The sequence below is a fragment of the Burkholderia aenigmatica genome, assembly GCF_048627025.1.
GTDB lineage: Bacteria > Pseudomonadota > Gammaproteobacteria > Burkholderiales > Burkholderiaceae > Burkholderia > Burkholderia aenigmatica.
This window is the reverse complement of sequence record NZ_CP184468.1, coordinates 700,888-726,199: the sequence shown is the minus strand read 5'-3', so window position 1 is coordinate 726,199 and position 25,312 is coordinate 700,888. Positions and strand designations below refer to the sequence as shown.

Genomic DNA, 25,312 nt, shown 5'->3' with positions numbered 1-25,312 from the left:
CCCGCTGCGCGCGCTACGATGGCGCGCACCCGTTTTTTCACCGCCGCCGGTATTCCGGCGGCGCTTCCAACATGCGCCGGACTGTTTTCCGGTAGCAAGGAGAATGACGCGATGACCGAAGGTTCATCCCACGATACGCACGCTGCCGTGCAGGACCGCCCGGCGAACGGGCTCGAATTCGAACTGCTGACGACCGACGGCCACGCACGCCGCGGCCGCGTGAAGCTCAACCACGGCGTGGTCGAGACGCCGATCTTCATGCCGGTCGGCACCTACGGCACCGTGAAGGCGATCCAGCCGCGCGAGCTGCACGAGATCAAGGCCCAGATCATCCTCGGCAACACGTTCCACCTGTGGCTGCGCCCGGGCCTCGACACGATCGACGCGCACGGCGGCCTGCACGGCTTCATGGGCTGGAACAAGCCGATCCTGACCGACTCGGGCGGCTTCCAGGTGTTCTCGCTCGGCGATCTGCGCAAGATCACCGAGGACGGCGTCACGTTCGCGTCGCCGATCAACGGCGACAAGCTGTTCCTGTCGCCGGAAGTGTCGATGCAGATCCAGAAGGTGCTGAACTCGGACATCGTGATGCAGTTCGACGAATGCACGCCGTATGCGACCAACGGCGTGCCGACCACGCACAAGGAAGCGGCCGACTCGATGCGGATGTCGCTGCGCTGGGCGAAGCGCTCGCTCGACGAGTTCGACCGGCTCGGCAACCCGAACGCCCTCTTCGGGATCGTCCAGGGCGGGATGTTCGAGGACCTGCGCGACGAATCGCTCGCGGGGCTCGCCGAGTTCGGCTTCCACGGCCTCGCGATCGGCGGGCTGTCGGTCGGCGAGCCGAAGGAAGACATGATGCGCGTGCTGCGGCACGTGGGCCCGAAGCTGCCGGCCAACAAGCCGCACTACCTGATGGGCGTCGGCACGCCGGAGGACCTGGTCGAAGGCGTCTCGAACGGCATCGACATGTTCGACTGCGTGATGCCGACCCGCAACGCGCGCAACGGCTGGCTCTTCACGCGCTTCGGCGACGTGAAGATCCGCAACGCGACGCACAAGAACTCGCTGAAGCCGCTCGACGCGAGCTGCACGTGCTACACGTGCCAGAACTTCTCGCGCGGCTACCTGCATCACCTGCATCGCGTGGGCGAGATCCTCGGCGCGCAGCTCAACACGATCCACAACCTGCACTACTACCTGCAGCTGATGAGCGAGATCCGCGACGCGATCGAAACCCATACGTTCGACGCGTTCCGCCAGCGCTTCGCGGAGGATCGCGCAAGAGGGGTCGACTGACGGGCCGGCGGCCCGCACCGCGGCTCGTCACATGGGACGCGTACTAAATAACGCGTCCCGACTGTCGAACCCGACCGCCAAATATTACAATTACCTTTCCAAACAAGTCGCAACGGTACCGGTTCGCGCTTTAACAGCTTGATCCGAAAGCGCATTTGCCGATCCGTTTGCGCATGGGGCCGGTGGTAGAATAACCGGCTTATTTTTCGATCTTCCCTTACGGAGAGACCAACGTGCCGTTCATTTCCAACGCGTTCGCACAAGGTGCCGGTGGCGCCGAATCGAGCCTGATGAGCTTCCTGCCGCTCATCCTGATGTTTGCCGTGCTCTACTTCATCATGATCCGTCCGCAGATGAAGCGTCAGAAGGAGCATCGCAACATGCTCGCGGCCATGGCCAAGGGCGACGAAGTCGTCACGAGCGGCGGCCTCGTGGGCAAGGTGACGAAGGTCACCGAAGGCTACATCGGCGTCGAAATCGCCGAAGGCACCGAAATCACCGTGCAGAAGGCTGCCGTCACGACCATTCTGCCGAAGGGCACGATCAAGTCGCTGTAAGGCTTTCACCGAGCGTCCGGCTCCCCGCGCCGTGCCCGCCTGAGAGAGCGGGCCGCCGCGGCGCCGGACGCGACGCTTTCACGCCAACCACCCGTTCGGCTCCCTCATGAATCGTTATCCACTCTGGAAATATGTCGTGATGGTCGTGGCGCTCGCCATCGGCCTTCTGTACACATTGCCCAACTTCTTCGGCGAAGCGCCGGCGGTGCAGGTGTCGAGCGGCAAGGCCACGGTCAAGCTCGACTCGACCACGCTGACCCAGGTCGAATCGGCGCTCGCCTCCGCGCAGATCACGCCGGACGACGTCACCTTCGAGAACACGGCGACCAACGCGAACATCCGCGTGCGCCTGAAGGACACCGATACGCAGCTGCGCGTCAAGGACCTGCTGCAGAAGTCGCTGAACGCCGACCCGAACGATCCGCAGTACGTCGTCGCCCTGAACCTGCAGAGCGCGTCGCCGCGCTGGCTGACCGCCCTGCACGCGCTGCCGATGTATCTCGGCCTCGACCTGCGCGGCGGCGTCCACTTCCTGCTCCAGGTCGACATGACGGGCGCGCTGACGAAGAAGCTCGATTCCGACGCGTCCGACGCGCGCACGCTGCTGCGCGACAAGAACATCCGCGACGGCGGCGTCAGCCGCGTCGACCAGTCCGTGGTCGTCAATTTCAGCGATGCGCAGACGGCGGAAGACGCCCGCAAGGTGCTCGCGCTGTCGATCACCGAACTGCAGTGGGCGACCCAGCCCGGCGGTGGCGGCACGCAGGTCGTCGGCACGTTTACGCCGGCCGTGCAGAAGTCCGTCGAGGACGCCGCGCTCAAGCAGAACCTGACGACGCTCCACAACCGCGTGAACGAACTCGGCGTGTCCGAGCCGATCCTGCAGCAGCAAGGCAGCGACCGCATCGTCGTCGAACTGCCGGGCGTGCAGGACACCGCGAAGGCGAAGGACATCATCGGCCGTACCGCGACGCTCGAAGCACGCCTCGCCGACCCGATCAACACGCACCCGAACCCGAACGATCCGGTGCCGCCGGGCGAAGAACTGTTCACGCAGGGCATCCAGGCTCCCGTGCTGCTGAAGAAGGACGTGATCTTCACCGGCGACCGCATCATCGATGCATCGGCCGGCTTCGACGAACACCAGCGTCCGTCCGTCAACATCCGCCTCGACTCGGCCGGTGGCCGCGCGGTGCGCACGGTGTCGCGCGACAACATCGGCAAGCCGATGGCAATGGTGCTGTTCGAGAAGGGCAAGGGCGAAGTGCTGACGGTCGCGACGATCCAGTCGGAACTCGGCGACCGCTTCCAGATCACGGGTCAGCCGACACCGCAGGCCGCGGCCGACCTCGCGCTGCTGCTGCGCGCCGGTTCGCTCGCCGCACCGATGGACATCATCGAGGAACGCACGATCGGCCCGAGCCTCGGCGCCGACAACATCAAGATGGGCGTCCACTCGGTGATCTGGGGCTTCTGCGCGATCGCCGTGTTCATGATCGCGTACTACATGCTGTTCGGCGTGGTGTCGGTGATCGGCCTGTCGGTGAACCTGCTGCTGCTCGTCGCCGTGCTGTCGCTGATGCAGGCGACGCTGACGCTGCCCGGTATCGCCGCTATCGCGCTCGCGCTCGGTATGGCGATCGACTCGAACGTGCTGATCAACGAGCGCGTGCGTGAAGAACTGCGCGCCGGCCAGCCGCCGCAGCTCGCGATCCAGGCCGGCTACGCGCACGCCTGGGCGACGATTCTCGACTCGAACGTCACGACGCTGATCGCCGGCCTCGCGCTGCTCGCGTTCGGCTCGGGCCCGGTTCGCGCGTTCGCGATCGTGCACTGCCTCGGTATCCTGACGTCGATGTTCTCCGCGGTGTTCTTCTCGCGCGGGATCGTCAACCTCTGGTACGGCGGCCGCAAGAAGCTGAAGTCGCTCGCGATCGGCCAGGTGTGGAAGCCGGAAGGCGCCGCTGCCGGCGCGTCGTTCACCGACGCCGACGAATCGACCGACACGGCACGCGCCGCGAAGCTCGCCGCCCCCGCGAAGAGCAACGCGCCGCGCGCCGGCAAGCCGCAGCTGCGCAATCGCGCGCAGCAAGGCGTGTCGCCGAAGAAACCGGGCTCGACCCAATAAGGCCCCGGAGACGAATCATGGAATTTTTCCGCATCCGTAAAGACATTCCGTTCATGCGGCACGCGCTGGTGTTCAACGTGATCTCGCTGGTCACGTTCCTCGCCGCCGTGTTCTTCCTGTTCCACCGCGGGCTGCACCTGTCCGTCGAATTCACCGGCGGGACGGTGATCGAGGTGCAGTACCAGCAGGCCGCGGAACTCGAACCCGTGCGCGCGACGCTCGGCAAGCTCGGCTACGCCGACGCGCAGGTGCAGAATTTCGGCACGTCGCGCAACGTGCTGATCCGCCTGCAGCTGAAGGAAGGCCTCACGTCCGCGCAGCAGAGCGACCAGGTGATGGGCGCGCTGAAGGCGCAGAGCCCGGACGTCACGCTGCAACGCGTCGAGTTCGTCGGCCCGCAGGTCGGCCGGGAGCTCGCGACCGACGGCCTGCTCGCGCTCGCGTGCGTCGTGATCGGCATCGTGATCTACCTGTCGTTCCGCTTCGAGTGGAAGTACGCAGTGGCCGGCATCATCGCCAACCTGCACGACGTCGTGATCATTCTCGGCTTCTTCGCGTTCTTCCAGTGGGAGTTCTCGCTGGCGGTGCTCGCGGCGATCCTCGCGGTGCTCGGCTACTCGGTCAACGAGTCGGTCGTCATCTTCGACCGGATCCGCGAAACGTTCCGCCGCGAACGCAAGATGAGCGTGCAGGAAGTGATCAACCACGCGATCACGACCACGATGTCGCGTACGATCATCACGCACACGTCGACCGAAATGATGGTGCTGTCGATGTTCTTCTTCGGCGGCCCGACGCTGCACTACTTCGCACTCGCGCTGACGGTCGGCATCATGTTCGGCATCTACTCGTCGGTGTTCGTCGCGGGTTCGCTCGCGATGTGGCTCGGCATCAAGCGCGAAGACCTGCTCAAGGAAAAGAAGACCGCGCACGATCCGGACGATCCGAACGCAGGCGCGCAGGTTTAAGCGCCACGCTGCTTCGGCACAGACGACAAGCCGGCCCGGTTGGGCCGGCTTTTTTCATGGCTGCGCTACCGCCGTGCATCGCGCCGCCCGCTCGCCCTGCCCCGTCACGCGCGTCGGCTACAATCGTGACCGTCTCGCCGGACCGCACGCCGGCCGCGCGTCGGCGGGACAGCACCTTCGCCCTCCGTTCAAACGTGCGGTCCCGATGATGCCTCCCACGCGTGTCGTTGTTCGCCTTGCCGTTTGCGCAGCCGTCACGGCCGCGCTCCTGCCCTGCGTGTCGCCCGTCGGTGCGCAGCAGCCGGCGGCCCCGCCGCCCGCTTCCGCACCCGGCGCCGTCTCGCCCGCCGCCCAGCCGCCTTCGCCCTGCCCGCCCGACTGGGAGCAGCAGATCTGCGAGCTCAAGGCGGCGGTGGAAGTCCTGAAGCAGCAGCACCTGACCGACGTCGACATCGGCGCGCTGCTCGACGCAACGACCCACGCAGGAATCAAGACGCTGCCGTACGCACGGTTCTTCGACGCGAAGGAGGAGCAGGAGCGCCGCGACGACGAACAGCGTGCGCGCGACGGCACGCCCGGCATCGGCATCGTGTTCGAGACGCGGCCCGACGGGCTGCACATCGTCGACGTGATTCCCGACGCGCCCGCGGAACAGGCCGGCGTGCGCCCCGACGATCTCGTTGTCGCGATGAACGATACGAGCGTCGTCGGCATCGACCCCGCCGACCTGGCCAAGCTCTCAAAGGGCGACGCGGGCGTGCCGCTGAAGCTCACGGTTCAGCGCGGCCCGTCGCACGCGACGCTGAGCTTCGCGCCCGTGCGAAAGATCCTCAAACCCCATCCGGCGACCGCGAAGCGGCTCGACGGCGACATCCTGTACACACGGCTGTCGAGCTTCCCGGAACCGGCGGTCGGTGACTACATCGACACGGTGCAGGCCGCGCGCCGCGCGGGCCCGCCGGTGAAAGGCCTGATTCTCGACCTGCGCATCAACGGCGGCGGCGCAATCAATGCGGCGATCGGCATCATCGCGCTGTTCGCGGGCCGCGACCGCACCGCGATGGTGACGGTCGAGCGCGGCGACGCCAACCGCCGCCGCTACACGACCAACTGGCCCGACTACGAACTACCGGTCATGCACGGGCAGGATCCGCTCGCGCCGCTGCAGGCCGACGACTGGTGGCGCACCGTACCGCTCGTCGTGCTCGTCGACGGACAGAGCGCATCGGCCGCCGAAGCGACTGCGGCCGCGCTGAAGGATCTCGGCCGCGCGAAGCTGCTCGGCATGCCGACCTACGGCAAGGGCCTCGCGCAGACGGGCGTCGACCTGATCGACGGCACGCGCCTGAATTTCACGTATGCGCGCAACCTGCGGCCGAACGGCTGCCCGATGGACGGCTACGGCGTCGTGCCGGACTGGCTCGTGCCGCCGCGCCGCGACTCGGACGTCGACGGCGTGCTGCTGTGGTACCGGGAAGCCGACCTCCCCCGCGCGCCGTATGCGGACCGGCTCGCGCCCGATCCGTTCGCGAAGGGGCGCAAGGAACGGCAGAAGCTGCGCGAGCAGCGTGCACTCGCGAAGATCGATACGGCGAAGAGCGCGGCGCTACCGCAGCGCGTGTTCGGCACGGCAACCGACTGGCAACTCAGGCAGGCGCTCGCCGCACTCGCCGGGCGCCCCGTGCAGACCGTCGAAACCAAGCCGCAACTGATGCCGGCGCAGCCCGTGTGCGAGCGCGTCGGCAACTGACGCGCGCCGCCCGCCCGGTTACCGGAATCCGAATCGCCGGCGCAGCACGAAGAGCGCCACGAGGCTCAACACGGCCGCGAACATCAGGTAGAAGCTCGGCGCGGTCTTCATTCCGGTCGCCTTGATCAGCCACGCGATGATGAACGGCCCGAAGCCGCCGAAGATCGTCACCGCGACGTTATACGCGAGCGACATCCCGGTCGTGCGCGTCTGCACCGGAAACACTTCGGACAACAAACCCGGCAGCGCCGCGAAGTAGCCCGTCATCAGGAACGCGAGCAGCACCTGCAGCGCGATCAGCGTGCCGAAGCCCGGATGCGCGACCAGGTACGCGAACGCCGGATAGATCAGCACGAGGATGCCGATGGCCGGCGCGATCATCACGCGCACGCGGCCGTAAGTGTCCGACCAGTGGCCGACGAGCGGCGCGAACGCCATCTGGATCACGCCGACGACGAGGATCGCCGCGAACGCGGCCGACGGTGCGAGGCCGAGCTGCTTCACGCCGTAGGTCGGCATGAACAGCACGAGATAGGTCGCGACGGTGCCGAGCACGACCACGCCCATCGCGGCGACGAGGCGCGCCTTGTGCGACGCGAACGTGTCGCGCAGCGGGTTCGCGGTGCCTTCCGCCGCGAGGAACTCGGGCGTCTCGTCGACCTTCGTGCGGATGTAGTACGCGACCGGCCCGAGCAGCAGGCCGAAGAAGAACGGCACGCGCCAGCCCCACGATGCCATCTGCGCGGCCGACAGCTGCGCGTTCAGCACGGTGCCGAAGCCGGCGGCAAGCAGCGTCGTGAGCCCCTGGCTCGCGACCTGCCAGCTCGCGAAGAAGCCGCGCCGGCCCGGCACGTGCTCGGCGAGGAATGCGGTCGCGCTGCCGAACTCGCCGCCGGCCGAGAAACCCTGCATCAGCCGCGCGGCGACGAGGATCACCGGCGCCGCGACGCCGATCGTCTCGTAGGTCGGCAGCACCGCGATGATCAGCGTGCCGGCCATCATCAACAGGATCGACAGCGTGAGCGCGGCCTTGCGGCCCTCGCGATCGGCATACGCGCCGAGCACGATCGCGCCGAGCGGGCGCATGAAGAACGACACGCCGAACGTGCCGAGCGTGAGCAGCAGCGACACGGTGTCGTTGCCGGCCGGGAAGAACAGCTTCGAGATCGTCACCGCGAAGAAGCCGTAGACGACGAGATCGAACCATTCGAGCGCATTGCCGATCGACGCGGCGACCACCGCGCGCCACACGCGCGGCGACGAGGCAATGGAACGGGACTGCGTGACGGCATGCATCGGCGATCTCCTTGTCGTTGTACGTTCTGTTCGATGCACTCGCGCGCGCCGTCGGCCTGCCCGGCGCCGCGCACGGCGCTCGGGCGATTATAGGCGCGCAAAAAAATACCGCCGCGCCCCCTGACGGGAACGCGGCGGTGTACTCGCGGCGGGCCGGCGCGGCGGCCGGCCCGGCCGGAAGCGTTACTGCTGCTTGACGGCTTCGGCCGTGATCAGCAGCTTCGTCTTCATCTTGAAGCCGTACTGCTTGCCGTAGTCGAGGCCGAAATCGTCGCGGCTGAATTCGCCGACGGCGTCGACACCGCACACTTCGCGCTTGAGCATCGGGTGCGGCATGCACTTGAACGAATCGATCTTCAGCGTCACCGGCTTCGTGACGCCATGCATCGTCAGGTTGCCGACCACCGACACCGGCTTGTCGCCGTCGAACTTGATCGTGCCCTTGTAGTTCGCCTGCGGGAACTTGGTGACGTCGAAGAACTCGGCCGTCTGCAGGTGCTCGTCGAGCTTCGCGCTGCCGGTGTGGATCGACGCGATGTCGGTCGTCACGTCGACCGTACCCGTCTTCGCCGCGCGGTCGAGCGTCACGGTGCCGCTCGACTTGTCGAACTTGCCGCGCCAGACCGACAGGCCGCCGAAGTGGTCGGCCTCGAAGCTCGGGTACGTGTGGCTCGGATCGAACTGGTACGTTGCGCTATCGGCAAACGCCGAGAACGACAGCGACGCGGCCAGCGCGCCCACGGCGATGATCAGTTGCTTTTTCAAACTCTTTCTCCTTGGAACGGCGCCGCGCCCTCGCGCGGCATTCAGGTGAGGCGACAGCCCGCCGCTTACTTGGTGGCGACGAGATGGAACTTGATCTGCACTTCGTCCGCGACGACCGACGTGTCCTTCCACTCGCCGGTACCGACGTTGAAGGCCGAACGCTTGATCGGCAGCACGCCGTCGAACGTCTGCGTCGCGCCGCTTTGCGTGACCGTGACGGGCACCGTGACGTTCTCGGACTTGCCCTTGATCGTCAGCTTGCCGGTCACGTTGTACTTGTTGCCGCCCGCCGGCGCGATCGCCGACGACACGAACGTCGCCTGCGGATACCCCTTCGCGTCGAACCAGTCCTTGCCGGCGACCTGGTCGTTGTACATCTTGTCGCCGAGGTCATAGCTCGCGACGTCGATCGTCATCTGGGCGCTGCCCTGCGCGGCTTTCGCGGGATCGAACTTCACCTGCGCGGAAAATTTCTTGAACGCGCCTTCGGTCGGCACGTTCATCTGCTTCGACACGGCAGACACCTTGCTCTTCGCGAGATCGACATCGGCGAGCGCGGCGCCCGACGCGAGAAGTGACACCGCGGCGAAGGCGGTCAGCATGGAGCGGGAGAAAGACACTTTCATGGGATCCTTCATTTGGCAAAGGGGAGCATCCGCGACAGCAGGCCGTCGCGGTCCAACAACTGGTGCTTGAGCGCCGCGAGCACGTGCAGCGAGACGAGCGCAAGCAGAATGTAATTCAAGGACACGTGCAGCGTCTTGAAGGTTTCCTTGAGCACCGGATCGGGGTCGATCAGCCGCGGCAGCGGCACGATGCCGAGGTAGACGACCGGGATGTTCGACGCCGAGCTGTACAGGTAGCCCGTCACCGGAATCACGATCATCAGCACGTACAGCAGGATGTGCACGCCGTGCGACGCCGCACGCTGCCACGCCGGCGTATCGCCCGGCAGCGCCGGCGGCACGTGAGTCGCACGCCACAGCACGCGCGCGACGGCCAGCGCGAATACGGTCACGCCGATCCACTTGTGCCACGAGAAGTACTTCAGCTTGGTCGGCGTGAAGCCGGGGATGTCGGTCATCACCCAGCCCAGCGCGAACGCGCAGACGATCAGCAGCGCGATCAGCCAGTGCAGCGCGATCGCAGTCTGCGTATAGCGTACCGGCGTGGCCGGCAGCGATTTCGATGCCATCTTGGATTCCTCAGTTCAGCGAACAGCCGCGCCGGCAATTGGTCCGACGCTTGTCAAGGGCGCCATGCTACCGCAACCTTTTGACGCGCGCGGACTCTGAAGACAGGCGCGCCAGCCGGCTGACGGTTTCCTGTCATGTTACCGATCAGTCACCGAACACACGATCGTTGACACACCGAAAAAGGCCTTTTGGTAAGATTGGCGCGGGTTCCGGCCCCGTCGACGCGTCTCCCCAGCCGTCGCACAACTGCCTTTTCCATGCAACGAAACGACCTGATTGCCTGTCATGAGTGCGACGCACTGTTGCACAAACCGCGCCTGAGCGGACGTGAATCCGCGCGCTGTCCGCGCTGCGATGCACTGCTCTATCGCAACAGCGCCGCGCAGATCGAGCGGATCTGCGCGCTCGCGCTCGCGGCGCTGATCACGTTCACGATCGCGCAGGCGTTCCCGATCCTCGAAATGGACGTGAACGGCAATCGCGTGCAGACCACGCTGATCGGCGCGATCGATTCGCTGTGGCACCAGGACATGGCGATCGTCGGCGTGATGGTGTTCTGCTCGACCGTGCTGTTCCCGCTCGTCGAGATGGCCGCGCTGCTGTACCTGCTGCTGCCGATCCGCCGCGGCGTCGTGCCGCCCGGTTTCAACCTGGTGCTGCGCGCGATCGAGCTCGTGCGGCCGTGGGGGATGATCGAGGTGTTCATGCTCGGGATCCTCGTCACGATCGTGAAGATGGTGAGTCTCGCAAGAGTCGTTCCCGAAGCCGCGCTGTTCGCGTTCGCCGCGCTCACGCTGATGATCGCCGTCGTGCTGATGTTCGATCCGCGCACGCTGTGGGACATCGCCGACGACCTGCGTGCCGGGCGCGCGCCCGGGCAGCCCGACGATGCCGCCCCGCTGCCGGAAGCCGCCCGCCGATGACGATCCCGACCGCCGCCCGCGAGGGCTACGCCAGCTGCCACGTGTGCGGCCTCGTGCAGACGCTCGACCATCCGCACGCACACTGCGCACGCTGCGGCAGCGCGCTCCATTTCCGCACGCCGAACAGCCTGATGCGCACGTGGGCGCTGCTGCTCGCGGCCGCGATCCTGTACATTCCCGCGAACCTGCTGCCGATCATGCGCACGGCGTCGATCGTCGGCTCGCAGGAAGACACGATCATGAGCGGCGTCATCTATTTCTGGATCTCGGGCGACTGGCCGCTCGCCGTCGTCGTGTTCGTCGCGAGCATCCTCGTGCCGATGCTCAAGCTCGGCGTGCTGCTGATCCTCGTGATCAGCGCGCAGCGTCGCACCGCCTGGCGGCCGCTGCAGCGCACGCGCCTGTTCCGGATCGTCGAGCGCATCGGCCGCTGGTCGATGCTCGACATCTTCGTCGTGACGCTGACCGTCGCGCTCGTCCATTTTCGTTCGCTCGCCATCATCACGGCCGGCCCCGGCGCGCTCGCGTTCGGTTCCGTCGTGATCCTGACGATGCTCGCGTCGATGCAGTTCGATCCCCGTCTGATCTGGGATCCAGTCGAAACCTCAGGGAATCACCATGAATAGTCCACAAGGCCCGCAGCACGACGCGCCCCGGCCGCCCGATCCGACGATCTCGACGAAAAGCGGCTGGCTGCCGTCGCTCGTCTGGCTCGTGCCGCTGATCGCCGCGCTGATCGGCATCGGCCTCGTGATCAAGTCCGTGCGCGAGCGCGGCCCGGAAATCACGATCAGCTTCCACAGCGCCGAAGGGCTCGAGCCCGGCAAGACCCAGGTCAAGTACAAGGACGTCGAGATCGGCATGGTCAAGACGATCAAGCTGTCGAAAGACCTGTCGCGCGTGCTCGTCCAGGTGCAGCTGAAGAAGGAAGCCGAGGATTTCGCGGTCAAGGACTCGCGCTTCTGGATCGTGCGGCCGCGCATCGGCGCGACCGGCGTGTCGGGGCTCGGCACGCTGCTGTCCGGTGCATACATCGGCGTCGACGCCGGGCGCTCGCAGGATACCCAGAGCGACTTCACGGGTCTCGAAACGCCGCCGGCCGTCACCGGCGACCAGAAGGGCACGCAATACGTGCTGCGCGGCGATTCGCTGGGCTCGGTCGACATCGGTTCGCCGGTCTACTACCGGCGCGTGCAGGTCGGCCAGGTGGTCGGCTTCTCGCTCGACAAGGACGGCACGGGCGTGACGTTCCACGTGTTCGTCAACGCGCCGTACAACCAGTACGTCGGCGTGAACTCGCGCTGGTGGCAGGCAAGCGGCGTCGACCTGCGGCTCGATTCGAGCGGCCTGAAGCTGAACACGCAGTCGCTCGCCACCGTAATCCTCGGCGGCATCGCGTTCCAGACGCCGCCGAACCAGGGCTCCGGCACGACCGCGGCGAACAACTCGACCTTCCGGCTCGGCTCCGACGAAGCCGACGCGATGCGCGATCCGGACGGCCAGCCGCTGCAGGTCGTGATGAACTTCAACCAGTCGCTGCGCGGGCTCGGCGTCGGCGCGCCGGTCGACTTCCGCGGCATCGTGCTGGGCGAAGTCACCAATATCGGCATCGACTTCGATCCGAAGACGAAGAACTTCCTGATGCCGGTGACGATGAACATCTATCCGGAGCGCCTCGGCCGCCGCTTCCGCGAGACGATAGAGAGCAAGGGCGAACCGGCTCGTCGCGAGATCGTCGAGCGGCTCGTCCGGCACGGGCTGCGCGGCCAGCTGCGCACCGGCAACCTGCTGACGAGCCAGCTGTACGTCGCGCTCGACTTCTTCCCGAAGGCGCCGGCCGCGCAGATCGACACGGCCCGCCAGCCGCTCGAGCTGCCGACCGTGCCGAACACGCTCGACGAGCTGCAGCTGCAGGTCGCCGACATCGCGAAGAAGCTCGACAAGGTGCCGTTCGACCAGATCGGCGCGAACCTGAACAGCGCGCTGTCGAACGCCGACAAGCTGTTCAAGCAGCTCGACACGCAGGTCGCGCCGGAAGCGCGCGACACGCTGTCGGCCGCGAAGCAGACCTTCTCGACCGCCGAAGCGACGCTGCAGCAGGATTCGCCGCTGCAGACCGACGTGCGCGGCGCGCTGAAGGAACTCACGCGCACGCTGCAGTCGCTGAACGCGCTCTCCGACTATCTGGAGCGCCATCCCGAATCGCTGCTCAAGGGCAAGCCAGGAGATCAACAATGACGACACGCGTGAACGGTTTCGCGAGCGGCGCGGCGGCGGCTGTCGCCGCCCTCGCGCTCGCCGCGTGCAGCTCGCCGCCCGCGCGGTTCTACACGCTCAGCCCCGCCGACGCGGCAGCGCCGCTGCGCACCGCGCCGGCCAACCCGGCGTTCCTGATCGAAGTACCGTCCGTCGGCGTGCCCGAGCAGATCGCGAAAAACCAGCTGGTCGTGCAGAAGAACGCCGCGCAGGTCGACGTGCTCGAGCAGGAACGCTGGGCGTCGCCGCCCGCCGACGAGATCCGCCGTGCGCTGTCGGACGATCTCGCCGCGCAGCTCGGCACGATCGACGTCGCGAATTCCGCCCACCCGCCCGGCGTGCCCGTGTATCGCGTCAGCGTGAACGTGCAGCGCTTCGAATCGTGGCCCGGCAAGCGCGCGGCGGTCGACGCCGTGTGGAGCGTGCGCTCGCTCGCCACGCAGGCCGTGATGACCTGCCGCACGAGCGTCGCGGAACCGGTGGCCGACGGCTACGACGCGCTCGTCGCCGGCCACCGGCGCGCGCTCGACGTGATTGCCGCGCAAGCCGCGGCCGGCGTGCGCGCGATGGCCGCGCGCCGCAGCGTGCCGGCTGCGACGGCGCCCGCGGCCGGCGGCAAGACGGCCGCCGCGCCGGTCGTGCCGTGTCCGGCCAACCCGACGCCGGGCGGCGACGCCGGCGCGACGGGCAAGTCCGGCACGTAAGCGTTCGGCGCGCAGGCGAGCGTCGGAAGCAGCGTTGGTCGGCTTCGTCCGGCCCGGTACGTCCGGTAGCGCGCGCCGGCCGCCGCCTGCGTCACATCACGCGGATCGCGCCGAACGGCGACTTTGCATTGTTTGTCAAAGTCGGCCGGAACCGGCGTCATACCATACGGTCGGCTTGCGTTTTCCGGTCCGATTGACGATCCTACGCACTTTCCGGCTCGCGCCGCTCGTCGTGCGCGCCAGCCAGCGGCGCCGGGCCGCGTTCGGCCCGACCGCCGTGCCTCCCGGCGCCCGCACGCGTTCGGCGTGCACCGCAGCGGGGCAGCCGCATCGCGGGTCGCCGCGCATCGCCCGGCAACCGGCCCCGTCTCACCCGTTCTCCCCGGCGCCGCGCCGTTTCCCCGGCCGGCATCCCGAACCCGCCCGCCGAGGGCTTTCGCTATTCCGTTTATGTTTCGTTCCCTGACGACCCTGATCAAGAAGTGGCGCGCGTCGCGCAATGCCGGTCACCAGCTCGATGCGCTGCTCGCGCACGCCGACGCCGATGCGTCGTACGCCGAGCGCAGCGAATGGCTGATCGAGCTCGCGCACTGGCTGCGCCGCACCGGCACGATGCAGGACGCGCCGGCCGATCGCGCCGCCGATGCGCGCGCGTATCCGGCCCATGCGCGGCTGCGCTACCTGTTCCACGTGCTCGATCGCAATCCCGCGTGGAAAACGCACGCCGCGCGCATCCTGCGCGGCATCCTGCGCGAGTGCGACGGCATCTCGCTTCTGTGCGACGCCGGCATGCCCGTGCACTCGGGCTTCTTCGGCGCGCTGTTCGAGCGGATCGACTCGTCGCTGATCCCGCCCGCGCCGAACCGCCGCGAGCTGTCGGCGCTGTTCACGCTGATGTTCCCGACGCCGGAAGACGCGCAATGGATCGACGCGCTGCCCGACGATCTGCTCGCCCGCCTCGCCGAACTGATCTCGTTCGACATCACCGACGAGGAGCGCCACGAGCCGGGTTCGTTCTCGCGCGACCTGCTGGCCGCGCTGCACAACCTCACCTGCCAGATCAGTTCGACCGGCCTGTCGCAGACGGTGCGCAGCCGGCTCTCCGACGACGATGCGCGCAAGCCGCTCGAAACGCAGCCGTTCTACCGCCTCACGCGCGCGATGCTCGCGGTCGAGACCGCGCACGCGGCCGTCGAGGACGGCGGCGACCCGAGCAAGCTGCTGCACGAGGTGAACTACCTGCGCGTGCTGCTCGACGAATGCCGGATCGCCGTCGACGAGGTGTTCTCGCACCTGTACCGCAACGGCGTGTCGGTCGACATCGTGTTCCAGGTCGAGCGGATGCGCATGCGCATCCTGCGCGCCGAGATGCTGCTCAACGCGTGGATGGCGCGCGACGACCTGCACGGGATGGCGCACCTGACGGCCGAGCTCATCGACGCGAACCACAACAGCCAGAGCGTGTCGCACCTCGTGCGCAGCAACTTCTCGCTGTTCGCGCGCAAGCTCGTCGAAACCAACGCGGACACCGGCGAGCACTACATCTCGCGCGGCCGCGCCGAGTACCTGAAGATGCTGCGGATGGCCGCGGGCGGCGGTCTCGTCACCGTCGTGACCGTGTGCGTGAAGTTCGCGATCACGGGCGCGCACCTGCAGTCGATGCTCGAAGGGCTGCTCGCGGGCGTCAACTACGCGGCCAGCTTCATGCTGATGCACTTCCTGCACTTCACGCTCGCGACCAAGCAACCTGCGATGACCGCGCCGACGCTCGCGCGCGAGCTCGACGACACCGGCCACGAGGAAGGCGTGAAGGCGTTCGTGGCATCGGTGATCGCGCTGATCCGCACGCAGGCCGCGGCGATTTCCGGCAACGTGCTCGTCGTGCTGCCCGTGTGCCTGCTGGTCCAGCTGTTCGCGGGCAACCTGCTGCACGCGAACCTGATCTCGCCGGAGAAAGCCCATGCGACGCTGCGCTCGTTCTCGCTGCTCGGCCCGACGCCGCTCTACGCGGCGCTGACGGGCGTGCTGCTGTGGGCGTCGAGCCTGCTCGCGGGCTGGGCCGACAACTGGTTCGTGCTGCACCGGGTCGGCGACGCGCTCACGTACAACCGCCGGCTGCGCATCACGCTCGGCGCGGCCGGCGCGGCGAAGCTCGCGCACTTCTGCCGGTCGAACGTGGCCGGCGTGGTCGCGAACGTCGGCCTCGGCCTGATGCTCGGCCTGATTCCGGCGATCGTCACCGTATTCATGTTCCCGTTCGAGGTGCGCCACGTGACGCTGTCGGCCGGTTCGATCGGGATCGCGCTCGGCGTGCTGGGCAAGGACGCGCTCGGCACGCCCGAGCTGTGGTGGGCCGGCGCCGGCGTGCTCAGCATGGCGATCCTCAACGTGCTCGTGAGCTTCGCGCTCGCGTTCACGATGGCCGTGCGCTCGCGCAGCCTGCGCCGAACCAAGGTGCGCGCGCTCGTCGCCGCGATCATCCGCACGGTGCTGTCGAATCCGCTCGCGCTGTTCTGGCCGGGCAACAGCCCGGCCGCGCGCGCCGGCCAGCCTGGCTCGCACTGAGCCCGCGGCGCGATGGCAGTGCCCGCCCGGGTACCGCCGCGCCGGCCTCCGGGCGCGCTCGCGCGGCGCCGGGCCCGCGCCGCAGCACCGAAACGCGACACAACGCCGGCCCCGGCCGCCCGCGCCGCGTACAATAGTGGACTTTTGCACGTCCTCACCCGCCTTATGTCCTCGCCCACCCTGTACGAATTCTTCGCCCCCTGCCCGCGCGGCCTCGAAGCGGCGCTTGCCGCCGAGCTGGCCGAAATCGCCGGCCGCCACCTGAACGGCGCGCCGTTCACCGCGGGCGCGCAGGTGCCGGGCGGCGTCCACTTCAGCGGCGGCTGGGCCGCCGGCATGGCCGCGAACCTCCATTCGCGGATCGCGAGCCGGGTTCTGCTGAAGATTGCGCACCGCGCATACCGCAACGAGCAGGACGTCTACGCGCTCGCGCTCGAGCAACCGTGGGAGCGCTGGTTCGCGGCGACGCAGACGCTGCGCGTCGACATCACGGCGATCAAGTCGCCGCTGAAGAGCCTCGAATTCGCGACCTTGCGCGTGAAGGACGCGATCTGCGACCGGATGCGCGACAAGACCGGCGCGCGCCCGAGCATCGACACGGGTGCGCCGGACGTGCGCGTGTTTGCCTTCCTGACCGCGGGCGAGTGCACGCTGTACCTCGACACGTCGGGCGAGCCGCTGTTCAAGCGCGGCTGGCGTCTCGACAAGGGTGCGGCGCCGCTGCGCGAGAACCTCGCGGCCGGCATCCTGCGCCTGACGGGCTGGACGCCCGGCACGGCACTGTACGACCCGATGTGCGGTAGCGGCACGTTCCTCGCGGAAGCCGCGCAGATCGCACTCGGCGTGGCGCCCGGCGTCGAGCGCCGGTTCGGCTTCGAGAAACTCAAGCAGTACGACATCACCGCGTGGCAAGGGCTAAAGGTCCCGGCACTGGACGCGAAGCGCGCGGCGCGCGGCAAACGCAGCGAAGCGCTTGGCGTGTACGGCAGCGACATCTCCGGCGACATGCTCGAGAAGGCGCGCGCGAACCTCGAGCGCGCGGGCGTGCCGTCGGTGTGGCTCAAGCAGGTCGACGCGCGCGGGATGACGCCGCCGTGCGACGGCCCCGGCATCATCCTCGCGAACCCGCCGTACGGCGAGCGGATCGAGGTGCGTGGCCGCAGCGCGCGCGGCGAGGTACGCGAGACGGGCCGCAATCGCGGCAACGACGACGCATTCCGCCGCACCCACACCGATGCGCCGGACAGCGAGTTCTTCAACGCGCTCGGCGATGCGCTGAAGCAGCGCTTCACGGGCTGGCAGGCGTTCCTGCTGACGTCCGACCGTTCGCTGCCGGGCCAGCTGCGGCTGCGCGAATCGGCGAAGACGCCGCTGTTCAACGGCGCGCTCGAATGCCGGCTGTTCCGCTTCGACCTGATCGCCGGCAGCGTGAAGGCGCGCCCGGCCACGCCGGAAGGCGACGCGTAATCCGCATCATGGTCGCGATGGGGCCGCTCGCGCGGCCTCATCGCGGCAACCGGAACGCCGCCGTTACCGCACCCGCGGCAACGGCGGCGTTTCGTTTCAGTGCTTCGAATGCTCCCAGCGCCCCATCGTGAACGGCAGCGCTTGCCCCGTCTCGAGCAGCGTCTTGAGGCTCGACAGCACGACCGGCCACCCGCCGCGAATCCCGCGATCCATCTCCGAGCCCGGCACCAGCCCGTCGTGCGTGACGGTCAGCTTCACGACGCCCTCGTGTGGCTCGACGACGTAGGTCACGCGCGATTCCCCGCTCTCCCCCGACGGCGCGCGCCACGTGACGACCAGCCGGCGCGGCGGATCGTTCTCGACCACTTCGCCGACGATGTCGACCCGCGACGGATCGTCGTAGTCCTGATGTTCCCAGCGCGAGCCCGGCCGCCAGTCGGGCGACGCGTTGCGATGCCGCACCCAGTAGTCCTTCGTCAGCTCGGCGTTGGTCAGTGCATCGAACACGCGCTCGGGCGTCGACGCAATGAACGTCACGTACACAAAGGCGGGATTACTCATCGTTGCCTCCAGAATCGCCGGCCGCTTCCAGCCCGCGCTTGAGATCCGCCAGCGCCTGCAGGCGCTGACGCTCGAACTTGCCGATCCAGCGTTCCGCGATGTCGTGGATCGGCACCGGATTCAGGTAATGCAGCTTCTCCCTGCCGCGCCACGTGGTCGCGACGAGATTCGCGGCCTCGAGCAGCGCGAGATGCTTGCTCACGGCCTGCCGGCTCATCGCGAGCCCGTCGCACAGCTCGGACAGGGTCTGTCCGTTTTTCGCATGCAGCAGGTCGAGCAACTGGCGGCGCGTGGCATCGGCCAGCGCCTTGAAAACGAGATCCATGCCGCTCCCGGGTCAATGCGCCTATTATGCAACCAAACGGTTGCATGTCAAGGGTGACAACTCTACTGACAAGACGGTGTCAGCAGGGCGCGATCACACTGCAATCCCGGCGCAATGCATCGCCGGTTTCCACACCGAACCCGAACAACCACGCAACAAGGAGCACGTCATGACGTCCGCAACTGCCACCGCCACCCTGGAGCGCGCGATCGCGTGGTTCGATATTCCGTCCCTCGATTTCGACCGGGCGATCCGCTTTTACGAAACCGTGCTGCAAACGACGCTGCAGCGCGAAGTCATCGGCGGCGTGCCGATGGCCACGTTCGATCACGAGGCATCGAGCACGGGCGGCAGCATCGTGTTCGATCCGCAGCAGATGAAGCCGAGCGCGAACGGCGTACTCGTCTACCTGAACGCCGGCGAATCGGTCGTCGCGGCGCTCGAACGCGCGAAGCGCGCGGGCGGCGTCGTGCAGGGCTCGGTCGTCGAGCTGCCGAACAACTACGGCTACGTCGGCTACCTGATCGACACGGAAGGCAACCGCGTCGGCCTGCACGCGCCGAAATGCCACTGAGCGCACCGGCCATCGGGCTCGCGCGGCGCTATCATCGCGAAGTCCCCACCGCCGTTGGAGTCGAGGTGCCGTCATGACGCGCCGTGCCGACCGCCTGTTCCAGATCGCCGAGCTGTTGCGCGGGCGTCGCCTCACGACCGCGCAGCAGTTGGCCGACTGGCTGTCGGTGTCGCCGCGCACGGTCTATCGCGACGTGCGCGACCTGCAACTGTCAGGCGTGCCGATCGAAGGCGAAGCCGGCATCGGCTACCGGCTGAACCGCAACGCGAGCCTGCCGCCGCTCACGTTCACGGCCGAGGAACTCGCGGCGCTCGCCACCGGCGCACGCATGCTCGAAACCTGGGGCGGTGCGCGCTTCGCGAGCGGCGCGCGCTCGGCGCTCGCGAAGATCGCGTCGGCCATGCCGGCCGACAAGCGCACGACGCTCGACCGCCTGCCCGTGTTCGCGCCGTCGTTCCACATCGACGAGACGTTTTGCGCGAAGGTCGATGCGATCCACCAGGCCATCGACACGCGCCATGTGGTCAGCTTCGGCTACCGCGACCGGCTCGGCGCGCATTCGCAACGCCGCGTGTGGCCGCTCGGGCTCGTCTACTGGGGCGGGCGCTGGACGATCGGCGCGTGGTGCGAGCTCCGCGACGATTTCCGCACCTTCGACATCGCGCGGATGGGCGACATCACCGTGCACGAGCAGTTTCCTGACATGGAAGGGCGGCGGATCGCCGACTACATGCGGATCGCGGAAGCGCCGATGCGCTGATGTGCTGATGTGCTGACGCGGCACGACGGCGGGCGCGCCGCCGCCGTTCATGTTCCACACCGCCACGCGTTGCCCGGCCCGCCTCCTTCCCTACCCGCCGAACACCACCGTCCGCTTCGGCCGCTCGTCGACGTGCAGCGAAAACACGTCGGGCCGCGCGTAATGCCCGACCACGTCGAAGTCGTAGCGCGCCCGCACGAGTTCGTCGGTATCGATACGCGCGGTCACGAGCCCGGCTTCGCCGATCAGCGGCTCCGTCAGCAGGTCGCCGAGCGGCCCGACGATCACGCTGCCGCCGCGGATCAACGGCCGCTCCGGGTCCCAGCCCGGCACGTCGATCCCGAGCGCGCGCGGCGACGGCTGCACCTGGCACGCACTGACGACGAAGCAGCGCCCTTCGTGCGCGATATGCCGCATCGAGCTCTGCCAGACATCGCGCTCATCGACGGTCGGTGCGCACCAGATCTGCACGCCCTTCGCGTACATCGCGCAGCGCAGGAGCGGCATGTGGTTCTCCCAGCAGATCGCGGCGCCCGCGCGGCCCGCGGCCGTCTCGACGACGGGCAAGGTCGAGCCGTCGCCCTGCCCCCAGATCAGCCGTTCGGTGCCGGTCGGCATCAGCTTGCGGTGCTTCGCGACGAGCCCGTCGCGCGGGTCGAAGAACAGCGCCGTGCAGTACAGCGTGCTGCCGCCGCGCTCGATCACGCCGACCACGAGGCTCGCACCGGTGCGCTGCGACAGCGCGGCCAGCTCGTCGGTTTCAGGCCCCGGCACGTCGATCGCCTGCGCGGCATAGCGCGCATACGCGTCGCGGCCTTCGGGCAGCCGGTAACCGAGCCGCGTGCCGAAGATCTCGCCTTTCGGATAGCCGCCGAGCACGGCCTCGGGCAGTACGACGAGCGACGCGCCGCTGTCGCGGATCGCGGTTTCGTAGCCGAGGATCGTATCGAGCGTGGCGCGCGTGCCGGCGGGCGATGCGCCGATCTGCAGCGCGGCGATGACTGACGTGGACATGAAGGCGTCTCCGGTGAATGGGGTAACGCCATCTTTATCGATATGATGTCATCGATCAAATCGATAGAACGATAAGTGTCATGAATGCGGATGATATCGCCAGTCTCGACCTGAACCTGCTGAAAGTGTTCGAGGCGCTGTACGAGGAAGGTGGCGCGAGCCGCGCGGCGCTGCGGCTCGGCCTCACGCAGTCGGCGGTGAGCGCGGCGCTGGCGCGGCTGCGCGTGATCTATGCCGATCCGCTGTTCGTGCGCACCGGCCGAGGCCTCGCGCCGACGCCGCGCGCGGACGAACTGAAGCCAATCCTGTCCGACGCGCTCGACCGCTGCCGCGAAAGCCTCGCGATCGCGGCCGACGGCGGCGACCGCATCGGCCGCACGATCTCGATCGGGCTGTCGGACGACTTCGAGATCGCGCTCGGCCGCGCACTGATCGACGCCGTCGCGCGGGAAGCCGCCGGCATCCGGCTGATCTTCCGGCAGACGCACAGCGGGATCGCCGGCGACGCGCTGCTGCGGCACGGCGTCGACCTCGCGATCGCGTCGGGCGGCTTCTCGGCGAACGGGCTCAGCCGGCGCGCGGTCGCGACGGGCGGCTATGCGTGCCTGATCGACCCGGCCGCCCGCGAGCGGCCGCCGCGCACGCTGACGCTCGCCGATTTCCTGCGGCGCGATCACCTGCTCGTGTCGTCGGGCGGCGTGATCGGGATCGTCGACGAGGCGCTGGCCACGCTCGGCCACAAGCGGCGCGTCGCGGCGTCGACCACGCATTTCGCCGCGTTGCCGTACCTGCTCGCCGGCTCCGACGCAGTGGCGACGATCCCCGCGCACGCGGCGCGCGCGATCGCGCAATCGACACCGCTGCGCGCGCTCGCATGCCCGGTCGACTTGCCGCACTACCCGGTGGAAATCGGCTGGCGCACGAGCACGCAGCGCGACCCGGCGATCGTGCGCGTACGCGACACGATCGCCGCGTGCGTCGCGAACCTCGTCGCGCCATGAACAAGGCCCGGCCGGCTTGCGCCGGTCGGGCCTGTCCAATGTCCGGTCACGCTGCCCGTGAATCGAAGCAGGCAGCCGCGTTGCCGGCGCGTGCGCTAGTCGACCGCCTTCACCATGTCCTCGATGACCTTCTTCGCATCGCCGAACACCATCATCGTCTTGTCCATGTAGAACAGGTCGTTGTCGAGGCCCGCGTAGCCGGCCGCCATCGAGCGCTTGTTGACGATCACCGTGCGCGCCTTGTACGCCTCGATGATCGGCATCCCCGCGATCGGCGATTGCGGATCGTTCTTCGCGGCCGGGTTCACCACGTCGTTCGCGCCGAGCACGAGCACGACGTCGACCTGGCCGAATTCGCCGTTGATGTCCTCCATCTCGTGCACGATCTCGTACGGCACCTCCGCTTCCGCGAGCAACACGTTCATGTGCCCCGGCATCCGCCCCGCGACCGGATGGATCGCGTACTTCACGTCGATGCCCTTCTCGACCAGCTTGTCGGTCAGTTCCTTCAGCGCGTGCTGCGCACGGGCCACGGCCAGCCCGTAGCCCGGCACGATCACGACCGTTTCCGCGTTGCCGAGCATGAACGATGCGTCTTCGGCCGAGCCCGACTTCACCGGCCGCTGCTCCTTCGCACCCGCCGCACCACCGGCCCCTGCCTCGCCGCCGAAACCGCCGAGGATCACGTTGAAGAACGAGCGGTTCATCGCGTGACACATGATGTACGACAGGATCGCGCCCGACGAGCCCACGAGGGAGCCTGCGATGATCAGCATCGCGTTGTTCAGCGAGAAGCCGATGCCGGCCGCCGCCCATCCGGAGTACGAGTTCAGCATCGACACGACCACCGGCATGTCCGCGCCGCCGATCGGGATGATGATCAGCACGCCAAGCGCGAACGCGATCGCCGTCATGATGATGAACGGCAGCCACGACTGCGTGATGAAGAACAGGATCCCGAAGCCGAGCATCGCCAGAGCGAGCATCAGGTTGAGCAGGTGCTGGCCCGCATACACGACCGGCGCGCCCTGGAACAGCCGGAACGTGTACTTGCCCGACAGCTTGCCGAACGCGATCACCGAGCCGGAGAACGTGATCGCGCCGACGAACGTGCCGATGAACAGCTCGACGCGATTGCCGTACGGGATGAAGTTCGACGACACCGCGTCCTGCGGCACGAGCCCGAACGCTTCCGGCTCCGACACCACCGCGTACGCAATGCACACGGCCGCGAGCCCGATCAGCGAGTGCATCGCCGCGACGAGTTCCGGCATCTTCGTCATCTCGACGCGCGCGGCGACGAACGCCCCCACGCCGCCGCCGACGATCAGCGCGCCGAGCACCAGCGCGATGCCGAGCGGCAGGTTTGCGCCGAGCCACGCGGCCTGCTTGACGATCAGCGCGATCGTCGTGAGGATCGCGATGGCCATCCCGGCCATCCCGAACAGGTTGCCGCGCCGCGCGCTCTTCGGGTTCGACAGGCCTTTCAGCGCCTGGATGAAGCACACCGACGCGACGAGGTACAGCAGCGTGACGACGTTCATGCTCATCGCGCGCCCTCCTTGCCGCCTTCGGCCTGCTTCGGCGCCTTCTTGCGGAACATCTCGAGCATGCGCCGCGTCACGAGGAAGCCGCCGAACACGTTGACGGCCGCGAGCGCGACCGCGAGCGTGCCGAACACCTTGCCGGTTGCGCCGACGGTGAGCGCCGCCGCCAGCATCGCGCCGACGATCACGATCGCCGAAATCGCGTTGGTCACGGCCATTAGCGGCGTATGCAGCGCCGGCGTGACGTTCCACACCACGTGGTAGCCGACGTACACCGCCAGCACGAAGATGATCACGTTGATCACCGTGTGATTGATGACTTCCATGGTCACCTCCTCCCCCGGTTACTTGCGCGCGACTTCGCCATCGCGGCACAACAGCGTCGCGGCGACGATGTCGTCGGTCAGGTCGATGTTGAGCGTGCCTTCCTTCGTGACGATCAGCTTCATGAAGTCGAGCAGGTTGCGCGCATACAGCGCCGACGCGTCCGCTGCGAGCATCGACGCGAGATTCGTGTAGCCGGCGATCGTCACGCCGTCGTGCACGATCACCTGGTCGGCGACCGTCAGCGGGCAGTTGCCGCTCTTGCGCCCGTCGAATTCGGGGCCACGGCCGGCCGCGAGATCGACGAGCACCGAGCCCGGCTTCATCGACTGCACGGTTTCGACCGAGATCAACGTCGGCGCCGGGCGCCCGGGAATCAGCGCGGTGGTGATCACGATGTCGGCCTGCTTCGCGCGCTCGTGCACGAGCGCGGCCTGGCGGCCGAGCCACGACGGCGGCATCGGGCGCGCATAGCCGCCCACGCCCTGCGCCGCATCGCGCTCTTCGTCGGTTTCGTACGGGACGTCGAGGAATTTCGCGCCGAGCGACTCGATCTGCTCCTTCACGGCCGGCCGCACGTCGGACGCCTCGATCACCGCGCCGAGGCGCTTCGCGGTCGCGATCGCCTGCAGGCCCGCGACGCCCGCGCCGAGAATCAGCACGCGCGCGGCTTTCACGGTACCCGCGGCCGTCATCAGCATCGGAAAGAAGCGCGGATACAGCGCCGCGGCCACCAGCACGGCCTTGTAGCCCGCGATGTTCGCCTGCGACGACAGCACGTCGAGACTCTGCGCACGCGTCGTGCGCGGCGCGGCTTCGAGCGCGAAGCCCGTCACGCCGGCCGCGGCGAGCTTCGCCGCCTGCTCGCCGTTGAACGGCTCAAGCATGCCGACCAGCACGGCGCCGCGCTTGAGCAGCGGCAGTTCGGCGTCGGTCGGCGCCTGGACCTTCAGCACGATGTCGACATCGAAAGCTGCCGACTGGCCGGTCAGCTCGGCACCAGCGGCCGCATAGGCTGCGTCGGGATAACTCGCGGCAATGCCGGCCCCTTTCGCGAGACTGACGCGATGCCCGGCCGCCGCGTATTTCTTCACGGTTTCCGGCGTCGCAGCCACACGCGCCTCGTTCGCCCGCGTTTCGGCAGGCACGCCAATATGCATCGTCGGTCCCTCCAGTCATTGTCAGTATTTCGTTTGTTGCGATCTTTACTGCACAACGAGCCGGGCAGGCTGACGACCGGCTCACGAGCGACGACACTCACTCTTCACTTTAGGCGAAAGCGATGGCCGTACCAGCAGGCGCCACGATCGTGCGAGAGGCGGCGCCAGCCCG

General features: G+C 67.9%; 24 protein-coding genes. 14 read left to right on the top strand and 10 right to left on the bottom strand.

Going from position 1 to position 25,312, the window contains the following annotated elements:
• Positions 1–111: 111 nt before the first annotated feature.
• The 5 genes from tgt to ACN8ZM_RS03465 all read left to right on the top strand — a co-directional run bounded on the left by tgt (position 112) and on the right by ACN8ZM_RS03465 (position 6,702).
• Positions 112–1,299: a tRNA guanosine(34) transglycosylase Tgt gene (gene tgt, locus ACN8ZM_RS03485; protein ID WP_420210554.1), complete on the top strand. Its 1,188-nt coding sequence runs from the start codon at positions 112–114 to the stop codon at positions 1,297–1,299.
• A gap of 233 nt (positions 1,300–1,532) precedes the next feature.
• Complete coding sequence (gene yajC, locus ACN8ZM_RS03480; RefSeq protein ID WP_006476868.1) at positions 1,533–1,856, top strand: preprotein translocase subunit YajC; 324 nt, start codon at positions 1,533–1,535, stop codon at positions 1,854–1,856.
• Between the two features lie 106 nt (positions 1,857–1,962).
• The gene (gene secD, locus ACN8ZM_RS03475; protein ID WP_043191129.1) at positions 1,963–3,984 is read left to right on the top strand and encodes a protein translocase subunit SecD; all 2,022 of its coding nucleotides are present in this window, start codon (positions 1,963–1,965) and stop codon (positions 3,982–3,984) included.
• 17 nt (positions 3,985–4,001) lie between these two features.
• The gene (gene secF, locus ACN8ZM_RS03470; protein WP_043191131.1) at positions 4,002–4,952 is read left to right on the top strand and encodes a protein translocase subunit SecF; all 951 of its coding nucleotides are present in this window, start codon (positions 4,002–4,004) and stop codon (positions 4,950–4,952) included.
• A gap of 205 nt (positions 4,953–5,157) precedes the next feature.
• The gene (locus ACN8ZM_RS03465; protein ID WP_420210553.1) at positions 5,158–6,702 is read left to right on the top strand and encodes a S41 family peptidase; all 1,545 of its coding nucleotides are present in this window, start codon (positions 5,158–5,160) and stop codon (positions 6,700–6,702) included.
• An 18-nt stretch (positions 6,703–6,720) separates the two neighbouring features.
• Here the strand turns inward: ACN8ZM_RS03465 and ACN8ZM_RS03460 are convergent, their stop codons facing one another.
• The 4 genes from ACN8ZM_RS03460 to ACN8ZM_RS03445 all read right to left on the bottom strand — a co-directional run bounded on the left by ACN8ZM_RS03460 (position 6,721) and on the right by ACN8ZM_RS03445 (position 9,958).
• Positions 6,721–7,998 (bottom strand): MFS transporter, encoded by a 1,278-nt coding sequence (locus tag ACN8ZM_RS03460; RefSeq protein ID WP_420210552.1) that lies wholly within the window; start codon positions 7,996–7,998, stop codon positions 6,721–6,723.
• A 183-nt stretch (positions 7,999–8,181) separates the two neighbouring features.
• Positions 8,182–8,763, bottom strand: coding sequence for a YceI family protein (locus ACN8ZM_RS03455; protein WP_089449926.1), 582 nt, complete (start codon positions 8,761–8,763; stop codon positions 8,182–8,184).
• A gap of 65 nt (positions 8,764–8,828) precedes the next feature.
• Entirely contained in the window at positions 8,829–9,389 is a 561-nt protein-coding gene (locus tag ACN8ZM_RS03450; protein ID WP_043191137.1) for a YceI family protein, read from the bottom strand.
• Between the two features lie 8 nt (positions 9,390–9,397).
• Positions 9,398–9,958 carry a cytochrome b gene (locus ACN8ZM_RS03445; protein WP_043191140.1) on the bottom strand — a complete coding sequence of 187 codons (561 nt, stop codon included), beginning with the start codon at positions 9,956–9,958 and terminating at the stop codon, positions 9,398–9,400.
• 258 nt (positions 9,959–10,216) lie between these two features.
• Between ACN8ZM_RS03445 and ACN8ZM_RS03440 the strand changes: the two genes are divergently transcribed.
• The 6 genes from ACN8ZM_RS03440 (at position 10,217) to ACN8ZM_RS03415 (ending at position 17,874) form a co-directional block, all read left to right on the top strand.
• Positions 10,217–10,882, top strand: a complete 666-nt coding sequence (locus ACN8ZM_RS03440; protein ID WP_043191143.1) for a paraquat-inducible protein A — start codon at positions 10,217–10,219, stop codon at positions 10,880–10,882.
• Entirely contained in the window at positions 10,879–11,508 is a 630-nt protein-coding gene (locus ACN8ZM_RS03435; RefSeq protein WP_043191145.1) for a paraquat-inducible protein A, read from the top strand. Before ACN8ZM_RS03440 ends, ACN8ZM_RS03435 begins: the two co-directional genes overlap by 4 nt.
• Entirely contained in the window at positions 11,501–13,120 is a 1,620-nt protein-coding gene (locus tag ACN8ZM_RS03430; RefSeq protein WP_043191148.1) for an intermembrane transport protein PqiB, read from the top strand. The genes ACN8ZM_RS03435 and ACN8ZM_RS03430 overlap by 8 nt, the downstream gene beginning before the upstream one ends.
• Positions 13,117–13,842 (top strand): PqiC family protein, encoded by a 726-nt coding sequence (locus ACN8ZM_RS03425; protein ID WP_420210551.1) that lies wholly within the window; start codon positions 13,117–13,119, stop codon positions 13,840–13,842. The genes ACN8ZM_RS03430 and ACN8ZM_RS03425 overlap by 4 nt, the downstream gene beginning before the upstream one ends.
• Before the next feature lie 450 nt (positions 13,843–14,292).
• Positions 14,293–16,407: a site-specific recombinase gene (locus tag ACN8ZM_RS03420; RefSeq protein ID WP_043191154.1), complete on the top strand. Its 2,115-nt coding sequence runs from the start codon at positions 14,293–14,295 to the stop codon at positions 16,405–16,407.
• Positions 16,408–16,572: 165 nt separating this feature from the next.
• Positions 16,573–17,874: a THUMP domain-containing class I SAM-dependent RNA methyltransferase gene (locus ACN8ZM_RS03415; protein ID WP_089449922.1), complete on the top strand. Its 1,302-nt coding sequence runs from the start codon at positions 16,573–16,575 to the stop codon at positions 17,872–17,874.
• Between the two features lie 96 nt (positions 17,875–17,970).
• On the opposite strand, the gene ACN8ZM_RS03410 is transcribed toward ACN8ZM_RS03415, so the two are convergent.
• Together ACN8ZM_RS03410 and ACN8ZM_RS03405 are read right to left on the bottom strand one after the other, a co-directional pair.
• A complete protein-coding gene (locus tag ACN8ZM_RS03410; protein ID WP_043191158.1) occupies positions 17,971–18,435 on the bottom strand; it encodes an SRPBCC family protein in 465 nt (154 codons plus the stop codon).
• Complete coding sequence (locus tag ACN8ZM_RS03405) at positions 18,428–18,760, bottom strand: ArsR/SmtB family transcription factor (RefSeq protein WP_043191161.1); 333 nt, start codon at positions 18,758–18,760, stop codon at positions 18,428–18,430. The genes ACN8ZM_RS03410 and ACN8ZM_RS03405 overlap by 8 nt, the downstream gene beginning before the upstream one ends.
• Before the next feature lie 169 nt (positions 18,761–18,929).
• On the opposite strand from ACN8ZM_RS03405, the gene ACN8ZM_RS03400 reads away from it, so the two are divergent.
• Positions 18,930–19,334, top strand: coding sequence for a VOC family protein (locus tag ACN8ZM_RS03400; protein WP_043191164.1), 405 nt, complete (start codon positions 18,930–18,932; stop codon positions 19,332–19,334).
• Positions 19,335–19,407: 73 nt separating this feature from the next.
• Positions 19,408–20,094 (top strand): helix-turn-helix transcriptional regulator, encoded by a 687-nt coding sequence (locus ACN8ZM_RS03395; RefSeq protein ID WP_043191167.1) that lies wholly within the window; start codon positions 19,408–19,410, stop codon positions 20,092–20,094.
• A 90-nt stretch (positions 20,095–20,184) separates the two neighbouring features.
• Here ACN8ZM_RS03395 and ACN8ZM_RS03390 read toward each other — a convergent pair whose 3' ends face one another.
• Complete coding sequence (locus tag ACN8ZM_RS03390) at positions 20,185–21,108, bottom strand: carbon-nitrogen hydrolase family protein (RefSeq protein ID WP_047851605.1); 924 nt, start codon at positions 21,106–21,108, stop codon at positions 20,185–20,187.
• A gap of 80 nt (positions 21,109–21,188) precedes the next feature.
• On the opposite strand from ACN8ZM_RS03390, the gene ACN8ZM_RS03385 reads away from it, so the two are divergent.
• The gene (locus tag ACN8ZM_RS03385) at positions 21,189–22,109 is read left to right on the top strand and encodes a LysR family transcriptional regulator (RefSeq protein WP_043191173.1); all 921 of its coding nucleotides are present in this window, start codon (positions 21,189–21,191) and stop codon (positions 22,107–22,109) included.
• Positions 22,110–22,204: 95 nt separating this feature from the next.
• On the opposite strand, the gene ACN8ZM_RS03380 is transcribed toward ACN8ZM_RS03385, so the two are convergent.
• The 3 genes from ACN8ZM_RS03380 to ACN8ZM_RS03370 are packed head-to-tail and all read right to left on the bottom strand — an operon-like array spanning position 22,205 to position 25,140.
• Positions 22,205–23,659 carry an NAD(P)(+) transhydrogenase (Re/Si-specific) subunit beta gene (locus ACN8ZM_RS03380; protein ID WP_420210550.1) on the bottom strand — a complete coding sequence of 485 codons (1,455 nt, stop codon included), beginning with the start codon at positions 23,657–23,659 and terminating at the stop codon, positions 22,205–22,207.
• A complete protein-coding gene (locus tag ACN8ZM_RS03375; protein WP_043191178.1) occupies positions 23,656–23,982 on the bottom strand; it encodes an NAD(P) transhydrogenase subunit alpha in 327 nt (108 codons plus the stop codon). The genes ACN8ZM_RS03380 and ACN8ZM_RS03375 overlap by 4 nt, the downstream gene beginning before the upstream one ends.
• A gap of 18 nt (positions 23,983–24,000) precedes the next feature.
• A complete protein-coding gene (locus ACN8ZM_RS03370) occupies positions 24,001–25,140 on the bottom strand; it encodes a Re/Si-specific NAD(P)(+) transhydrogenase subunit alpha (RefSeq protein WP_175021617.1) in 1,140 nt (379 codons plus the stop codon).
• Between the last annotated feature and the right edge of the window lie 172 nt (positions 25,141–25,312).